This is a genomic window from Klebsiella sp. 2-CIP_Kleb., from assembly GCF_050378715.1.
GTDB classification, from domain to species: Bacteria; Pseudomonadota; Gammaproteobacteria; order Enterobacterales; family Enterobacteriaceae; genus Klebsiella; species Klebsiella quasipneumoniae.
Genome location: NZ_JBNRLG010000007.1, coordinates 297678 through 313059, shown reverse-complemented (window position 1 = coordinate 313059; position 15382 = coordinate 297678). Strand labels below are relative to the sequence as shown.

General features: G+C 55.5%; 15 protein-coding genes, 1 tRNA gene and 2 rRNA genes. 5 read left to right on the top strand and 13 right to left on the bottom strand.

Annotated features, from left to right (window positions below):
• From rrf (ACQUTP_RS21635) to rrf (ACQUTP_RS21625), 3 genes are all read left to right on the top strand, one after another.
• Nucleotides 1–103, top strand: a 5S ribosomal RNA gene (rrf, locus tag ACQUTP_RS21635); the annotation flags it as partial.
• A gap of 14 nt (nucleotides 104–117) precedes the next feature.
• Nucleotides 118–193 (top strand) — tRNA-Thr (locus tag ACQUTP_RS21630).
• Nucleotides 194–231: 38 nt separating this feature from the next.
• A 5S ribosomal RNA gene (rrf, locus tag ACQUTP_RS21625) occupies nucleotides 232–347 on the top strand.
• Between the two features lie 226 nt (nucleotides 348–573).
• Here the strand turns inward: rrf (ACQUTP_RS21625) and ACQUTP_RS21620 are convergent.
• The 3 genes from ACQUTP_RS21620 to ACQUTP_RS21610 form a co-directional block, all read right to left on the bottom strand.
• On the bottom strand, nucleotides 574–795 hold the full coding sequence (locus ACQUTP_RS21620; protein WP_004206262.1) for a membrane protein: 222 nt from the start codon (nucleotides 793–795) through the stop codon (nucleotides 574–576).
• A 293-nt stretch (nucleotides 796–1088) separates the two neighbouring features.
• A complete protein-coding gene (locus ACQUTP_RS21615; RefSeq protein WP_004206260.1) occupies nucleotides 1089–4199 on the bottom strand; it encodes an efflux RND transporter permease subunit in 3111 nt (1036 codons plus the stop codon).
• A gap of 12 nt (nucleotides 4200–4211) precedes the next feature.
• Entirely contained in the window at nucleotides 4212–5351 is a 1140-nt protein-coding gene (locus tag ACQUTP_RS21610; protein WP_049093701.1) for an efflux RND transporter periplasmic adaptor subunit, read from the bottom strand.
• A 375-nt stretch (nucleotides 5352–5726) separates the two neighbouring features.
• On the opposite strand from ACQUTP_RS21610, the gene envR reads away from it, so the two are divergent.
• Complete coding sequence (envR, locus tag ACQUTP_RS21605; protein WP_064150915.1) at nucleotides 5727–6380, top strand: acrEF/envCD operon transcriptional regulator; 654 nt, start codon at nucleotides 5727–5729, stop codon at nucleotides 6378–6380.
• A gap of 84 nt (nucleotides 6381–6464) precedes the next feature.
• On the opposite strand, the gene fis is transcribed toward envR, so the two are convergent.
• From fis to msrP, 10 genes are all read right to left on the bottom strand, one after another.
• Entirely contained in the window at nucleotides 6465–6761 is a 297-nt protein-coding gene (gene fis, locus ACQUTP_RS21600; protein WP_000462905.1) for a DNA-binding transcriptional regulator Fis, read from the bottom strand.
• Nucleotides 6762–6785: 24 nt separating this feature from the next.
• Nucleotides 6786–7751: a tRNA dihydrouridine synthase DusB gene (gene dusB / locus ACQUTP_RS21595; protein ID WP_004144972.1), complete on the bottom strand. Its 966-nt coding sequence runs from the start codon at nucleotides 7749–7751 to the stop codon at nucleotides 6786–6788.
• Nucleotides 7752–8108: 357 nt separating this feature from the next.
• Nucleotides 8109–8990 (bottom strand): 50S ribosomal protein L11 methyltransferase, encoded by an 882-nt coding sequence (gene prmA / locus ACQUTP_RS21590; protein WP_064178170.1) that lies wholly within the window; start codon nucleotides 8988–8990, stop codon nucleotides 8109–8111.
• Nucleotides 8991–9001: 11 nt separating this feature from the next.
• Nucleotides 9002–10453 carry a sodium/pantothenate symporter gene (gene panF, locus ACQUTP_RS21585; protein WP_004206255.1) on the bottom strand — a complete coding sequence of 484 codons (1452 nt, stop codon included), beginning with the start codon at nucleotides 10451–10453 and terminating at the stop codon, nucleotides 9002–9004.
• Entirely contained in the window at nucleotides 10443–10685 is a 243-nt protein-coding gene (locus ACQUTP_RS21580) for a DUF997 family protein (RefSeq protein ID WP_004206253.1), read from the bottom strand. Before ACQUTP_RS21580 ends, panF begins: the two co-directional genes overlap by 11 nt.
• 110 nt (nucleotides 10686–10795) lie before the next feature.
• Nucleotides 10796–12145 carry an acetyl-CoA carboxylase biotin carboxylase subunit gene (gene accC / locus ACQUTP_RS21575; protein WP_004174096.1) on the bottom strand — a complete coding sequence of 450 codons (1350 nt, stop codon included), beginning with the start codon at nucleotides 12143–12145 and terminating at the stop codon, nucleotides 10796–10798.
• Nucleotides 12146–12155: 10 nt separating this feature from the next.
• Complete coding sequence (gene accB / locus ACQUTP_RS21570) at nucleotides 12156–12623, bottom strand: acetyl-CoA carboxylase biotin carboxyl carrier protein (protein WP_004206250.1); 468 nt, start codon at nucleotides 12621–12623, stop codon at nucleotides 12156–12158.
• Between the two features lie 22 nt (nucleotides 12624–12645).
• On the bottom strand, nucleotides 12646–13098 hold the full coding sequence (gene aroQ, locus ACQUTP_RS21565) for a type II 3-dehydroquinate dehydratase (RefSeq protein ID WP_285755821.1): 453 nt from the start codon (nucleotides 13096–13098) through the stop codon (nucleotides 12646–12648).
• A gap of 232 nt (nucleotides 13099–13330) precedes the next feature.
• Nucleotides 13331–13930, bottom strand: coding sequence for a protein-methionine-sulfoxide reductase heme-binding subunit MsrQ (gene msrQ, locus ACQUTP_RS21560; RefSeq protein WP_004206245.1), 600 nt, complete (start codon nucleotides 13928–13930; stop codon nucleotides 13331–13333).
• Nucleotides 13930–14931: a protein-methionine-sulfoxide reductase catalytic subunit MsrP gene (gene msrP, locus ACQUTP_RS21555; RefSeq protein WP_065696773.1), complete on the bottom strand. Its 1002-nt coding sequence runs from the start codon at nucleotides 14929–14931 to the stop codon at nucleotides 13930–13932. The genes msrQ and msrP overlap by 1 nt, the downstream gene beginning before the upstream one ends.
• Nucleotides 14932–15162: 231 nt before the next feature.
• Between msrP and ACQUTP_RS21550 the strand changes: the two genes are divergently transcribed.
• Entirely contained in the window at nucleotides 15163–15354 is a 192-nt protein-coding gene (locus tag ACQUTP_RS21550; protein WP_017899936.1) for a hypothetical protein, read from the top strand.
• Nucleotides 15355–15382: the final 28 nt, after the last annotated feature.

Genomic DNA, 15382 nt, shown 5'->3' with positions numbered 1-15382 from the left:
GCGCGGTGGTCCCACCTGACCCCATGCCGAACTCAGAAGTGAAACGCCGTAGCGCCGATGGTAGTGTGGGGTCTCCCCATGTGAGAGTAGGGAACTGCCAGGCATCAAATTTAGCGTGCTGATATGGCTCAGTTGGTAGAGCGCACCCTTGGTAAGGGTGAGGTCCCCAGTTCGACTCTGGGTATCAGCACCACTTTTTAGGTTAAAGTTCGGCACGTTGTAAAGAATTTGCCTGGCGACAATAGCGCGGCGGTCCCACCTGACCCCATGCCGAACTCAGAAGTGAAACGTCGTAGCGCCGATGGTAGTGTGGGGTCTCCCCATGTGAGAGTAGGGAATCGCCAGGCATCAAATAAAGCAGAAGGCCCAGTCGAAAGACTGGGCCTTCTGCTTTTGTGTTATCTGTTATCTGTTGATAAACAGTCCTGCCACCAGGGGAAACCCGTCAAAGTCGATTTGCTCGTAATGCAGCAAGGGACAGAGAGTTTATTTGCCCGGTTGTCATGTGGATGATGCGCAGAAGAGCAGATACAGGTTCGACGCTAGCCCCAGTATCTGCTGGTCGGGGGTGAATTAGCGGGTCAACGCAACGATCCCTAACGTGAGACCGGCTACCGCGGCGGCCCCCCCGGCGATCGCGCCTGCCGTGTCCCAATTGTCTTCTGTTGTGCCCTTCATACAGGTATTGGTGTGGACTAAGCGGCCTTGCGAGTCATAAACCGGCACGCAGGGAGAGTCATGGGCACAGCCTGCCAGCAGAGAGGCCAGCAGCGCCACGATTAAATACTTTTTCATGATATTACCTCTGGATAATCCGCAGGGTTGTACTGAGAGCCAGTGCAGAACGGAATGGCTTATTTTATCACCGCGGATTGTCCGGCCCGGATGCCGAAATCATCTCAATATATGAGCCACGTAAATATCGTGAAGATAAGCAGGGGAATATGCAGAAAAGATGGAGAGAAAGATCGTCTCCCCGCGCTGCCGCACGCGATAGAGGTTGTCAGATAGCGGGAAGCTGAGCGGGTTGCTAATATGCCAGGCGAAAAAAAAGCGCCCGCAGGGGGCGCCTTTAAAACCAGGCCGGGTTATTCAGCGTGCCGGGTAAAACGTCGTCTGACGACCACAAAGAAGACCGGAACAAAGAAGATCGCCAGCAGTGTCGCGGTTAGCATCCCGCCCATGACGCCGGTACCTACCGCATTCTGCGCCCCGCTGCCGGCACCATGGCTAATCACCAGCGGCATGACTCCGAGAATAAAAGCCAGAGAGGTCATCAGAATGGGTCGCAGGCGCATCCGCGATGCCTCCAGGGTTGCTTCAATGATCCCTTTCCCCTCTTTCTCCATCAGATCCTTGGCGAATTCGACGATCAGGATCGCGTTCTTCGCCGACAAACCGATCGTGGTCAGAAGGCCTACCTGGAAGTACACGTCATTATTCAGCCCACGCAGCGTGGCGGCTAACAGCGCGCCGATCACCCCCAGCGGAACCACTAACATGACTGAGAATGGAATCGACCAGCTCTCATACAGCGCCGCCAGGCACAGGAAGACGACAATCAGCGAGATGGCATAAAGCGCGGGAGCCTGGTTGCCGGAAAGGCGTTCCTGGTAAGACATCCCGGTCCAGTCGTAACCAATGCCGCTCGGCAGCTTACTGGCCAGCGCTTCCATCAGCGCCATGGCTTCCCCGGTACTTTTACCCGGCGAGGCTTCACCGAGGATTTCCATGGAGGGTAAACCGTTGTAGCGTTCCAGACGCGGCGAGCCATAAATCCAGCGCGAAGTGACGAAGGCGGAGAACGGGACCATTTCGCCATTGGCGCTACGAACATACATATTGTTAATGTCGCTCGGCAGCATACGGAAATGGGCATCAGCCTGGACGTACACTTTCTTGACGCGACCACGGTCAATAAAGTCATTGACGTAGTACCCGCCCAGCGCGGCTGATATCGTTTCATTGATATCGGAGAGCGATACGCCCAGCGCCTGCGCTTTTTCCTGGTCGACATCCAGTTTGAACTGCGGCGTATCTTCCAGCCCATTAGGCCGTACCCGCACCAGCTGATCCGGATGCTGTTTCACCATGCCCAGCAGTTGATTGCGCGCCTGCGTCAGGGCGGTATGACCTAGCCCGCCCTGGTCGATCAGCTCAAAGTCGAAGCCGGTGGCGGTACCCAGCTCAATAATGGCAGGCATGTTGAACGGGAAAACCATGGCGTCCTTGATCTGGCTGAAGGCCACGGTGGCTCGCTTGATGATGGACTCCACGCTGTTTTCATCACCGCTGCGCGCTTCCCAGGGTTTCAGGCTGACAAACGCCATGCCGGAGTTTTGTCCCTGACCGCTGAAGCTGAAGCCGTTAACGGTAAATACGCTGTCGACGTTAGCCTTCTCGTTATGCAGATAGTAGTCGGTCACGGTATCCAGCACTTTCTGTGTCCGCTCCTGGGTGGCGCCGGAGGGCAGCTGGATCATGGTCAGGAAGACCCCCTGGTCTTCATCGGGTAGAAAGGATGTCGGGAGACGCATAAACAGCACGGCCATTCCCACGACGATCAGCAGATAGATCACCAGGTAACGGCCGGTTCCACGCAAAATACCGCTGACGCTGTTGGTGTAGTGGTTAACGCTCTGGTCAAAGCGGGCGTTAAACCAGCCGAAGAAACCTTTTTTCTCATGGTGTTCGACCGAGGACGGCTTTAACAACGTGGCGCAGAGCGCTGGCGTCAGGACCAGGGCAACCAGCACGGAGAGCGCCATGGCGGAAACGATGGTGATCGAAAACTGGCGATAAATCGCGCCGGTGGAACCGCCGAAGAAGGCCATCGGCACGAATACCGCAGAGAGCACCATGGCGATACCCACCAGCGCCCCCTGGATCTGCGACATCGACTTTTCCGTCGCTTCTTTTGGCGAGAGTTTTTCCTCAACCATCACGCGCTCAACGTTTTCCACTACGACGATAGCGTCATCGACCAGCAGACCTATCGCCAGCACCATGCCAAACATCGTCAGGGTGTTGATGGAGTAGCCAAACATCGACAGTACGGCGAAGGTGCCCAACAGCACGACGGGCACGGCAATGGTCGGAATGAGCGTTGCGCGCATGTTCTGCAGGAACAGATACATGACAAGGAAGACGAGAATAATCGCTTCAAATAGCGTTTTGACCACTTCGTGAATAGAGATTTTAACGAAAGGGGTCGTATCGTACGGATAGACCACCTTCATTCCCTGGGGGAAGTAAGGCTGCAGTTCGGCTAGCTTCGCTTTAATCGCCGTGGCGGTATCCAGCGCGTTGGCGCCGGTCGCAAGCTTAATACCCAGACCAGAGGCGGGCTTACCGTTAATTCTGGCGACGACGTTGTAGTTCTCTCCGCCCAGCTCAATGCGGGCGACATCTTTCAGATGGACGACAGAGCCATCGGCATTGACCCGCAGCGTGACCTTGCCAAACTCCTGCGGATCTTTAAGCCGCGTCTGGGCAATGATCGACGCATTGAGCTGCTGGCCTTTTAGCGCTGGCGTACCGCCCAGCTGGCCGGCGGCGATCTGATCGTTCTGAACCTGCAGCGCATTAATGACATCCACTGGCGTCAGGTTGTATTTGTTCAACAGGTTGCCATCCAGCCAGATGCGCATGGCGTACTGTGCGCCAAACAGCTGGACATCGCCCACACCGTTGAGGCGGCTGATGGGATCTTTAACATTAGAGGCGACATAGTCGGAAATATCGTCCTGGGTAGTGACCGGGTTATCAGAGATAAAGCCGGCCACCAGCAGGAAGCTGCTGCTGGACTTTTCTACGCTAATTCCCTGCTGCTGGACTTCCTGAGGCAGCAGCGGGGTGGCCAGCTGCAGTTTGTTTTGCACCTGCACCTGGGCGATATCCGGATCGGTGCCGGACTTAAAGGTAAGCGTGATGGTTACTGAGCCGGCGGAATCGCTGGTCGACGACATATACATCAGGTTGTCGATACCGTTCATGTTCTGCTCAATAACCTGAGTGACCGTGTCCTGCACGGTCTGGGCATCCGCACCGGGATAGGTAGCGGAGATCGCCACCGCAGGGGGCGCTATCGTCGGATACTGCGCTATCGGCAACTGCAGAATGGCCAGACCTCCGGCAATCATCATGATGATCGCCAGCACCCAGGCAAAGACTGGTCGATGGATAAAAAACTTAGACATGGCTGGGTATCCTTATTGTGCGACCGGTGCCGCATGCTCCGCTTCTGCTTTCACGGTGACGCCTGGACGGACTTTCTGTAAGCCGCTGATAATCACCTTATCGCCCGGCTTCAGCCCGCTGGTGATAAGCCACTTATCGCCCACGGCCTGGGAAGCTACCACCTGACGGGTTTCAACCTGGTTTTTGTCATTCACCAGCATGACGGAGGCATCGCCCCGCGGCGTACGGGTCACCCCCTGCTGCGGCACCAGGATGGCCTGCGGATCGGTGCCTTCATCGATGCGGGCGCGAACGAACATTCCCGGCAGCAGGACATGCTGTGGGTTAGGGAAGATAGCGCGCAGGGTAATTGAGCCTGTACTTTCATCGACAGTCACGTCGGAGAACTGCAGCGAACCCTTAAGCGGATAGGCCTGACCGTTCTCCATCACCAGCTCAACGCTTTTGGTGTCGCCGCCGCGTTGCAGGCTTTCCTGCTTAAGGCGCATGAAGTCATTGCTGGATTCCGTCACGTCGACGTAGATCGGATCGAGCTGCTGGACGGTAGCCAGGGCATCCGACTGACCGTTGGTGACCAACGCTCCCTCGGTGACGCTCGATTTACCGATGCGTCCGCTAATGGGAGAAGTCACTTTGGTGTAGGCCAGGTTGATGCGGGCGCTTTCCACGGAGGCTTTGGTGGCGATGACGTCAGCGTCGGCCTGGCGGGCGGTGGCCACCGCCTGATCGTATTCCTGCTGACTGATATACTTGGTGCCCAGCAGCGGAACGTAGCGTTTCACCGTTAAGTGGGCGATGGCGGCTGCGGCTTCGGCTTTTGCCTCATCGCCCTTGGCGCTGTTCCACGCCGCCTGGTAGGTTGCCGGATCGATCTGATAGAGCGACTGGCCTGCTTCGACATCGCTTCCTTCAACAAAGTTACGCTTCAGGATGATACCGCTTACCTGAGGGCGGACTTCCGCCACGCGAAAAGCTGAAGTTCGGCCTGGCAGTTCGGTGGTGACCGACAGCGGCGCGCTGTTCACGACATGGACCGTCACCTGCGGCGCCTGGGCATGGGGTTGCGGGTTGTCCGAATTATCGCAGCCGGTAAGCAATAAGGCCGAGATAATTAAACCGGATAAAAGTGTCACTCTGGCGTGAGTTGTCATGGCGGTTCCTTATAGATTACGTGCCAAATTCGGCGGCGAATCTGTGAAAGAAAGAGGGAATTAAAAAGCAGTTTGCCATCCTACAAATAAACGCCGCTGGATGTAAGGGATACTTATTTTTGAGCAATCAGCAAGGCACGCAAAAACAAAAAAGCGCGCAGGATTTTTTTGCTATTTACCTCAATTGTAAAACTTAATAAATAGACATCAATTCAGTGAATGGGTTATTTATTAATATTCTTTTGGGTAATTTATTTGGCGGCAGCTTCAGAATTAACTTGTCTGCATTTTTGCTAAAAAATATTCCATGACAAATGTTAGGTTAAGCGATCTTCAGAAAATCCTGAATAACCTGTCTGACGGGAAGGGGCTTGTATGGCTAGAAAAACGAAAGAAGAGGCGCTACGCACGCGGCAGCTCCTGATTGAGTCCGCGATCCAGCAGTTCGCCCTGCGGGGAGTGACCAATACAACCCTGACGGATATTGCTGATGCGGCGGGAGTGACCCGCGGCGCCGTATACTGGCATTTTGCCAGTAAGACCGAGCTGTTTAATGAAATGTGGCAGCAGCAGCCACCGCTCAGGGATTTGATTCAGCATAGCCTCGTAGCAGAGAATGAACAGGAGCCGTTAAATGCATTGCGCGAGCGGTTTATTACCGGGCTCCGCTATATTGCTGCGAATCCTCGCCAGCGTGCGCTGATGCAAATTCTTTATCAGCGCTGCGAGTTTGCCAATGATATGCTTTCGGAAAACGAAATTCGCCAGCGGATTGGCTTTAATTATTCGCTGATTGGCGGCATGCTTCAGTGCTGTGTGCGTAACAATATATTGCCAGCCGAAACAAATATTGAAGTGATATTAATTGTTTTACACAGCGCCTTTTCCGGACTGATTAAAAACTGGCTGCTCGATCCGCAACGCTTCGATCTTTATCAGCAGGCGCCTGCGCTGGTGGATAATATTATGGCGGTAGTCTGTGCTGCTCATGTATCGGAGGCGCCGGTACTGCGGGCGGTGAATCAGTGATGTGTCCCGCTGTCGCAGGTAATAAAAAAGGCGCTTCCCCATGCCGAAGAGCGCCTTTTATATCAAGCAAGCAACTGACTAGTATCAGTTCATGCCGTATTTTTTCAGTTTTTTACGCAGCGTACCGCGGTTGATGCCCATCATCAGGGCAGCGCGGGTCTGGTTACCACGGGTGTATTGCATCACCATGTCCAACAGGGGCTGTTCAACTTCAGCCAGTACCAGCTCATACAGGTCATTCACATCCTGACCGTTCAGTTGAGCAAAATAGTTCTTCAGTGCCTGTTTAACCGAGTCACGCAGGGGCTTTTGAGTTACCTGATCCTGAGAGTTAACGGTAGAAACGGTCAGTACGTCAGAATTTACGCGTTGTTCGAACATAGTTCTGTCAGCTCTTTATTTCTATTACGCAAAATTTTCGAAGTATGCCTCCAACGCCTCCAGCTGTTCGCTGGCATCCTCAATGGCGTTGAATGTGCGCCGAAACTGGTCATCTGGAGCATGTTCCTGAAGATACCAGGAGACGTGTTTACGCGCGATTCGGTACCCTTTTGCCTGACCATAAAAGTCATGCAATTCCCGAACGTGCGCACAAAGCAAGCGCTTAACCTCTGCCAGCGGCAGCGGGGGCAGCAGCTCTCCAGTGTCCAGATAATGCTGGATTTCCCGAAAGATCCAGGGTCTTCCCTGAGCTGCACGGCCTATCATCAGGGCATCAGCCCCTGTATAGTCGAGCACAGCTCTGGCTTTAAGCGGGTCAGTAATGTCGCCATTCGCGATAATCGGAATGGAAACTTTCTGCTTAACTGCCCGAATACTGTCGTATTCAGCGTCTCCGTTAAACAAGCAGGCGCGGGTGCGTCCGTGAATAGTCAGAGCCTGAATGCCACACTCTTCGGCCAGTTGGGCAATCTCTACGCAGTTACGATGTTCCGGTTCCCAACCGGTGCGAATCTTGAGAGTCACAGGAACGTCCACCGCATTCACGACCGCCGTCAGGATCGACTTCACCTGGTCGGGGTACTGCAAGAGGGCTGAACCTGCAAGCTTGCGATTCACCTTTTTCGCCGGGCATCCCATATTGATATCAATAATCTGGGCGCCGCTTTCCACGTTAATCCGCGCGGCGGCAGCCATCTCTTCCGGCACGCTACCGGCGATTTGCACGGTACGAATACCGGGCTCATCAATATGCACCATCCGTAAACGGGACTTGTCGCTCTCCCACACCTGTGGGTTAGAGGACATCATCTCGGAAACGGTTAAACCCGCTCCCATCTCGTAGCACAGCGTCCGGAATGGTCTGTCAGTAATGCCAGCCATGGGCGCTGCGATCAGGCGATTTCTGAGCTGGTGGTGTCCGATGCGCATGAGTTAAGAAATGACCATACTGTGACTGCAAGGCGGCGTATATTACGCATTTTTTGCACGAGATGAAAGGCCAAACTTTGAGCAATCCTCTGTTGCAGATCAATGAATCCGGGACTAACGTAAAAGGGATGAATAAATACTTATATTAATCATTGATTTAATGGCTGATGGATAATTTGTGTCCATTTATAAAATCATAAAACTTCTCGATTTTTCTTAGACAAACTCGCTACCGGGCGATATAAAACGCTGTTTTTATAGTCAAAAAAGTGCTCTGTAGTGCGATCTGCCTCTCATTTCCTGGCATTATTTGGTGGCTACTGGAAACAAAAATGCGGCCCACAGGCCGCATTGCACTTAGTTTTTCCGGCCGGTGATCCGGCACCACTCCTCTTTCTCGACCACCGGGTCAAGGGTGAAGATATCGGCGTAGGCTTCACAGACGCTCTCCGCCTGGCTGGCAAGGATGCCGGAAAGCCCCAGCAAACCGCCTGAAACGGGCAGGACGCTGATTAACGGCGCCAGCTCACGTAACGGGCCAGCCAGGATATTGGCGACCACGACGTCGGCTTTCATCGACTCGGGCTGGTCCTGAGGAAGATAGAGCTCCAGACGCTCAGAGACGCCGTTACGCTGTGCGTTATCGCGGCTGGCCTGAATAGCCTGCGGGTCGATATCAATGCCGATCGCTTTTGCGGCTCCCAGCTTCAGCGCGGCAATCGCCAGGATGCCGGAACCGCAGCCGAAATCAATGACCGTTTTTCCGTTGAGGTCGAGTCCATCGAGCCACTGCAGGCACAGGGATGTCGTCGGGTGCGTGCCGGTACCGAAGGCCAGACCCGGATCGAGCATCACGTTGACGGCATTTTCATCCGGAACGTCGCGCCAGCTCGGGCAGATCCACAGCCGCTCACCGAAGCGCATCGGATGGAAGTTATCCATCCATTCCCGCTCCCAGTCTTTATCTTCCAGCTGCTCGATCTTATGCGCGAATCCGGCGCCCAGCAGCGGGTGCTGCTCCAGTTGGGCAACGACCGCTTTCATATCGGTTTCGGCATCGAACAGGCCGATCACGTCGGTGTCGCCCCACAGCCGGGTTTCCCCGGGTAACGGCTCAAATACCGGCGTATCGTGCGTATCCTGGAAGGTGATCGAGACCGATCCGGCCTCCATCAGCGCATCGCTAAGATCTTCAGCGTTCGCGCCGGTGGTATTTAGTTTCAGTTGGATCCATGGCATAGCAAAACTCTTTATTTATCAGTAGTCAAAATAGGTGGCTGTGGTGCGGGACGGCCGAAACGATTCCCTGCCACAAACGCCAGTAAACTCAGCAGCAGCGCGGGAACGATCGGATGGAAGCCGAGAAACTGCACTTTCAGCGTGGCAAGTACGGCATACAGTACACCACCCACGATCATCGCGCTCAGCGCGCCAGCCGCGTTGGCACGTTCCCAATACAGGCCCAGCACCAGCGGCCACAGAAAGACGGCTTCCAGGCCGCCGAAGGCCAGCAGGTTCAGCCAGATAATCATCTCTGGCGGTCGCCAGGCCGCGAGCAGCAGCAGGACACCCAACAGGAGCGTAATGCCGGCGGACATGCGTTTTAGCCGCTTTTCGTTAGTCGCCTGATCCGGACGCCAGTTCAGATACAGATCCTTGATGATCGTAGCGGAACTTTGCAGAAGTTGGGCATTGATCGTCGACATAATCGCCGCCATCGGCGCGGCCAGAAAGATCCCTGCCGCAAAGGGCGGGAGCACTTTGACCATCAGCGTCGGGATCACCAGATCCGGTACGGTGAGGTCAGGGATCACCGCCCGACCTAACGCGCCGGCCAGGTGCATGCCAAACATCAGGATCGCCACCACGATGGTGCCGATAATGATGCCGCGATGCACGGCTTTGCTGTCTTTGTAGGAGATACAGCGCACGGCGGTATGCGGGAGGCCTATCACGCCGAAGCAGACCAGCACCCAAAACGAGGCCATAAAGGTTGGCGAGAGGATATCTTCCGCCCCCTGAGGGGACACCAGCTTGACATCGATCGACTGCAGGGTCTCTACCGCATGGCCAATCCCGCCGGCGGCGTGGATCACCCCCACCAGCAGCACGATCGTGCCGATCAGCATCACCATGCCCTGCATGGTGTCGTTGAGCACGCTGGCGCGAAAGCCGCCATAAGCGGTATACAGCGCGATGCTGATGCCGAAGATCAGCAGACCGGTATCGTAGGGAATACCCGCAGCCGTCTCCAGCAGGCGGGCACCGCCGATAAACTGGACGGTCATGGCGCCAACGAAGGCTACCAGCAGACTCAGGCTGGCCAGCCAGACCAGCAGACGACTCTGGTAGCGCGCAAACAGCATGTCATTGAGGGTGACGGCGTTGTAACGGCGCGCAAGAATGGCGAATTTTTTTCCCAGTACGCCCAGCGACAGCCAGATGGCGGGAAGCTGGATCATTGCCAGCAGCACCCAGCCCAGGCCGTATTTATAGGCGGCGCCGGGTCCGCCGATAAATGAGCTGGCGCTGATATAGGTGGCGGTTAGCGTCATGGCCAGCACGAAGCCGCCCATCGAGCGGCTGCCGAGAAAGTACTCATTCAGAAAGCTTCCTGAGGCTCGTTTTCGCATGGCGTAAAGGGATAAGCCGAACACCACCACCAGATAGGCGATCAGGGGAATAATGACCTCAAACTGCATCATCGTCCTCCAGAGGAATGTCGCGAAAAACCAGTTTGACCATCGCCCAGCACAGCAGAATAAACAGCAGCGGAACCAGCAGGCAGGCCATTTCAAACCAGTGGGGCAGGCCGGTAAAACCGATAGCCACCCCCGGCAGATAGGCGGCGGCCAGCCAGGCGGCAAGATAGAGAAGGGTCAGCCACAGCGCCCAGCGCGCTTCTTTGTGGGCCTGAACAAAGCGTTTGTCCATTTTTTGTCCCTTGAGGATGAAGAAAGCGGGGATTGTACCGCATGGTATAGATGAGGAGAGAGAAAAAGAAAAAAGGCCGGAAAATCCGGCCTTTTGCTGAGAATGCAGAATTATTTTTCCTGCAAGCCGAGTTTTTTCTCCAGATAGTGGATGTTGGTGCCACCATGCTGGAAGTTCTCGTCGCTCATAATGCGCATCTGCAGATCGACGTTGGTCTTGATGCCATCGATGATCAGCTCCTGCAGCGCATTCTTCATGCGGGCAATCGCCACGTCACGGCTTTCGCCGTAGCAGATCAGTTTGCCGATCATGGAGTCATAGTACGGCGGTACGGTGTAACCGGCGTAAATATGGGACTCCCAGCGCACGCCAAAGCCGCCCGGCGCGTGGAAACGGGTAATTTTACCCGGGCTCGGCAGGAAGGTGTTCGGGTCTTCGGCGTTGATACGGCATTCCACCGCATGGCCGCGAACCACCACTTCATCCTGCTTGATGGACAGCGGCTGACCGGCTGCGATACGCAGCTGCTCTTTGATCAGGTCAACGCCGGTGATCATTTCAGTTACCGGATGCTCTACCTGGATACGGGTGTTCATTTCAATGAAGTAGAACTCGCCGTTTTCGAACAGGAACTCAAAGGTACCCGCCCCGCGGTAGCCGATATCGACACAGGCTTTCGCGCAACGCTCGCCGATGTAGCGACGCAGTTCCGGGGTGATGCCCGGCGCCGGCGCTTCTTCGACCACTTTCTGGTGACGGCGCTGCATGGAGCAGTCACGTTCAGCCAGATAGATAGCGTTACCCTGACCGTCCGCCAGCACCTGAATTTCGATGTGACGCGGGTTTTCCAGGTATTTCTCCATGTAGACCATGTCGTTGTTGAAAGCCGCTTTGGCTTCCGCTTTGGTCATGGAGATGGACTGGGCCAGTTCAGCATCGCTGCGCACAACGCGCATACCGCGACCGCCGCCGCCGCCGGAGGCCTTGATGATCACCGGATAGCCGATGCGTTTGGCATGGGCGCGGTTAGCGTCCATGTCGTCGGTCAGCGGGCCGTCAGAACCGGGTACGGTCGGGACGCCGGCTTTTTTCATGGCGGTGATCGCGGACACTTTGTCGCCCATCAGGCGGATAGTGTCGGCTTTCGGGCCGATGAAGATAAAGCCGGAGCGCTCAACCTGCTCAGCAAAGTTGGCGTTCTCAGAGAGGAAGCCATACCCCGGGTGAATTGCTACCGCGCCGGTGATCTCAGCGGCGCTGATGATAGCCGGGATGTTCAGATAGCTTTTTACGGACGGAGCCGGACCGATGCAGACCGTCTCATCCGCTAACAATACGTGTTTTAGATCGCGATCCGCGGTGGAATGCACAGCAACGGTCTTGATGCCCAGTTCTTTACAGGCACGCAGGATGCGCAGTGCGATCTCGCCACGGTTAGCGATGACAATTTTATCCAGCATGTTCGCCTCGTTACTCGATAACTACCAGCGGCTCGTCGAATTCTACCGGTTGGCCGCTTTCGATCAGAATGGCTTTCACCACGCCGGCTTTGTCGGCTTCGATCTGGTTCATCATTTTCATCGCTTCGACGATGCACAGGGTGTCGCCCACGTTAACTTTCTGGCCAACTTCCACAAACGCTTTCGCGTCCGGGCTTGGCGTACGATAGAAAGTACCAACCATCGGGGAACGTACGATGTGACCACTGATTTCCGCTTTTGCCGGCGCTTCTGCTGCTGCAGCTGGCGCGGCAGCCGCGGCGGCAGGTGCCTGAGGCTGCATCATCGGCGCAGCATAAGCCTGCTGCATAACCGGATAGCTTGCGGCCGGTGCAGAGCGGCTGATGCGAACAGACTCTTCGCCTTCAGAAATTTCCAGTTCGGAGATACCTGATTCTTCAACCAGCTCGATCAGTTTTTTAATCTTACGAATATCCATGAGTGGGTTCCGTACTCTTTGTTTAGTGTGATTGTGACAGGCGTTTTACCGCCGTCTGTAAAGCGTATGAATAGCCGTCCGCCCCCAGTCCGCAGATAACGCCAGCGGCGATATCTGACAGATACGAATGCTGGCGGAAGGGTTCGCGTGCATGCACATTGCTCAGGTGAATCTCGATAAACGGGATGTTCACGGCAAGCAACGCGTCACGGATTGCTACGCTGGTATGCGTGAACGCGGCCGGATTAATCAGGATATAGTCCACGTTGTCTTTAGCCTGATGAATTCGGTCGATTAACGCATGCTCCGCGTTGGACTGCAGGTGATCCAGGCTCACATTCAGCGCCGCTGCTTCAGATGTTAAATGGTTAACAATCTCATCCAGCATGAGAGATCCATACTTCTCTGGCTCGCGGGTACCGAGCATGTTAATGTTTGGACCATTCAAAAGCAAAATGTGAAACTTGTCTGCCATCGTGTGGCCATCTCCTGCCATTTTCGGGTAAAAAACAACATATACCTTCAATGCGCCCTTGTCACCTTTTCAGGGTCAGAAAACCCTGTCAGGAAAGCCAAAGTCGCACATTATAACGATTTCGTAGCAATTGGCAGCTAAATACTGGTCTTATCAGGGAAGATTATCAACCGCTATCTTAAAAAGAGTCGCGGTTGATAAAGGATCTGCGGGAAACTGCACATTACCGGATTCAGCGCCACCACTGGCGAAACTTCTTGTAACGCCATGCCAGGAGCGCGACTGCCAGCAGGGCATAAATGATGGGCTGCGGTGAGAGGATCTTCACTGACCACAGGTAGTGAATCGGCGCGAGGATCGCCACCAGATAGACGAAGTTGTGTAAAAGTTGCCAACGGCGGCCCAGTTTTCGCTGCATCGCCTGCGTCGACGTCGCCGCCAGCGCCAGCAGGATCGCCCAACTGACCATGCCTAACGTCAGATAGGGGCGGTTGATAATCTCCGAGCCCAGTAGCGCCAGATTGTTAATGCCCAGCTCCAGCAGGGTATAGCTGGTCAGGTGCAGGGTCGCCCAGGCGAAACACCATAAACCTAACAGGCGGCGAACGCGAATCAATAATGGCTGTTTCGCGTAGCGCGCCAGCGGGGAGACCAGCAGCGTCGCCAGCAGAAACTTCAGCGCCATCCTGCCGGTAAAATGCTGGATATCCTTGGCCGGATCGGCGCTAAAGTAGCCCTGGTGCCCGGCCCAGAATAACCAGACCAGCGGCAAAAACCCCGCCAGATGAAGTAAAACCTTCAACCAGGCGATCTGTTTGACGGTGAAACGCACTAGAAGTTCTCCCGCAGATTCATGCCGCGATACAGCGACGCCACCTCGTCGGCATAGCCGTTAAACAGCAGCGTCGGTTGACGTTTCACATCGAGCACGCCGCCGGCACCGATAAACCGCTCGCTAGCCTGTGACCAGCGGGGGTGATCGACGTGCGGATTGACGTTGGCGAAGAAGCCGTATTCGTCCGGCGCCGCGAGGTTCCAGGTGGTCGGTGGCCGCTCGCGGGTCAGTTCAATGCTGACGATGGATTTAATGCCTTTGAAACCGTACTTCCACGGCACGGTAAGGCGGACCGGCGCGCCGTTTTGCGGCGGCAGCGCTTTGCCATACACCCCGACGGTGAGCAGCGTCAGCGGGTGCAGCGCTTCATCCAGCCGCAACCCCTCCACGTAAGGGTAAGCGAGCCCGCCGCCGATAAACCGATCTTTCTGCCCGGGCATTTGATCCGGGGCATAGAGGGTTTTGAAGGCCACATAGCGCGCGTTGCTGGTGGGCTCCACCAGCGCCAACAGCTTATGCAGCGGGAAGCCGACCCAGGGGACCACCATCGACCAGGCTTCCACGCAGCGCATACGGTAAATACGCTCTTCCAGCGGGAAGCGTTTGGTCAGATCGTCATGGTCAAGGGTCAGCGGCTTCGCCACCTCACCGCCGATGGTCAACGTCCAGGGATCGGTGCGCAGGCTACCCGCGTTCGCCGCCGGATCGGCTTTATCGAGGCCGAATTCATAAAAGTTATTGTAGCCGGAGACTTTATTTTCCGGAGTAAGCGTCAGGTTAGCCTGCCATTCAGCGGGTTTAGCAAAGTCCAGGGCCTTGCCCGCCGGGGCTGGCGGACGGTCGTGGCCTTTAAACCAGTCCAGCAGGTCGGCCTGTGCGGCGGCGGGAAGCGAAAGGGCGGTCGCGCTGATGCCCAGCATTTTCAGCACCTGGCGCCGCTGGAGCATAAAAACGGATTCGGCCGTGACGTCGGCTTCCGTCAGTTTTTTTCTTTTCATGGTGTCCTCCGTCATGCGTTTCCCTAAGCATGACGGAGGCGGCGATGAATCGCGAATATGTCACGAAAAATTGCACATTAGGCGCATTCGCCACCGCCGAAGCTGGGGCGCGGTCGTCCAGGAATCATCGGAAAGTGGCGCAAGACGTTTCCTTTAACGCGCCTGACCCGGCATCTTTAGCAGGGGAAAAAAGCGGGCGGGAGGCTGGCAGGATGGAAAATTAGCAATAATGTGCGCCGCTGGCGCGGGTTTGCCATCCAGCGTCTAAAATTAAAGCGCTTCTGGCGCAGGCCGCAGGCGGGCGGCGTTTGGCAAATTTTTTCTGCCGACTATACTCGCTATCGGCATACTTTCGCCGATAATACGCATTCCATTGCCAGACTCGCCATCTTTGATAGTATGCGTCGCGCTTTAAAAGGTTAATGCTAGCGTCAAGGCGCGCGCCGGCACG

What these genes read in the sequence shown, in the direction of transcription:
- ACQUTP_RS21580 (WP_004206253.1), bottom strand. Translation starts at nt 10,685, where the DNA reads ATGGACAAACGCTTTGTTCAGGCCCACAAAGAAGCGCGCTGGGCGCTG.
- accB (WP_004206250.1), bottom strand. Translation starts at nt 12,623, where the DNA reads ATGGATATTCGTAAGATTAAAAAACTGATCGAGCTGGTTGAAGAATCA.
- msrP (WP_065696773.1), bottom strand. Translation starts at nt 14,931, where the DNA reads ATGAAAAGAAAAAAACTGACGGAAGCCGACGTCACGGCCGAATCCGTT.
- aroQ (WP_285755821.1), bottom strand. Translation starts at nt 13,098, where the DNA reads ATGGCAGACAAGTTTCACATTTTGCTTTTGAATGGTCCAAACATTAAC.
- ACQUTP_RS21610 (WP_049093701.1), bottom strand. Translation starts at nt 5,351, where the DNA reads ATGACAACTCACGCCAGAGTGACACTTTTATCCGGTTTAATTATCTCG.
- accC (WP_004174096.1), bottom strand. Translation starts at nt 12,145, where the DNA reads ATGCTGGATAAAATTGTCATCGCTAACCGTGGCGAGATCGCACTGCGC.
- prmA (WP_064178170.1), bottom strand. Translation starts at nt 8,990, where the DNA reads ATGCCATGGATCCAACTGAAACTAAATACCACCGGCGCGAACGCTGAA.
- ACQUTP_RS21620 (WP_004206262.1), bottom strand. Translation starts at nt 795, where the DNA reads ATGAAAAAGTATTTAATCGTGGCGCTGCTGGCCTCTCTGCTGGCAGGC.
- ACQUTP_RS21615 (WP_004206260.1), bottom strand. Translation starts at nt 4,199, where the DNA reads ATGTCTAAGTTTTTTATCCATCGACCAGTCTTTGCCTGGGTGCTGGCG.
- envR (WP_064150915.1), top strand. Translation starts at nt 5,727, where the DNA reads ATGGCTAGAAAAACGAAAGAAGAGGCGCTACGCACGCGGCAGCTCCTG.
- fis (WP_000462905.1), bottom strand. Translation starts at nt 6,761, where the DNA reads ATGTTCGAACAACGCGTAAATTCTGACGTACTGACCGTTTCTACCGTT.
- panF (WP_004206255.1), bottom strand. Translation starts at nt 10,453, where the DNA reads ATGCAGTTTGAGGTCATTATTCCCCTGATCGCCTATCTGGTGGTGGTG.
- dusB (WP_004144972.1), bottom strand. Translation starts at nt 7,751, where the DNA reads ATGCGCATCGGACACCACCAGCTCAGAAATCGCCTGATCGCAGCGCCC.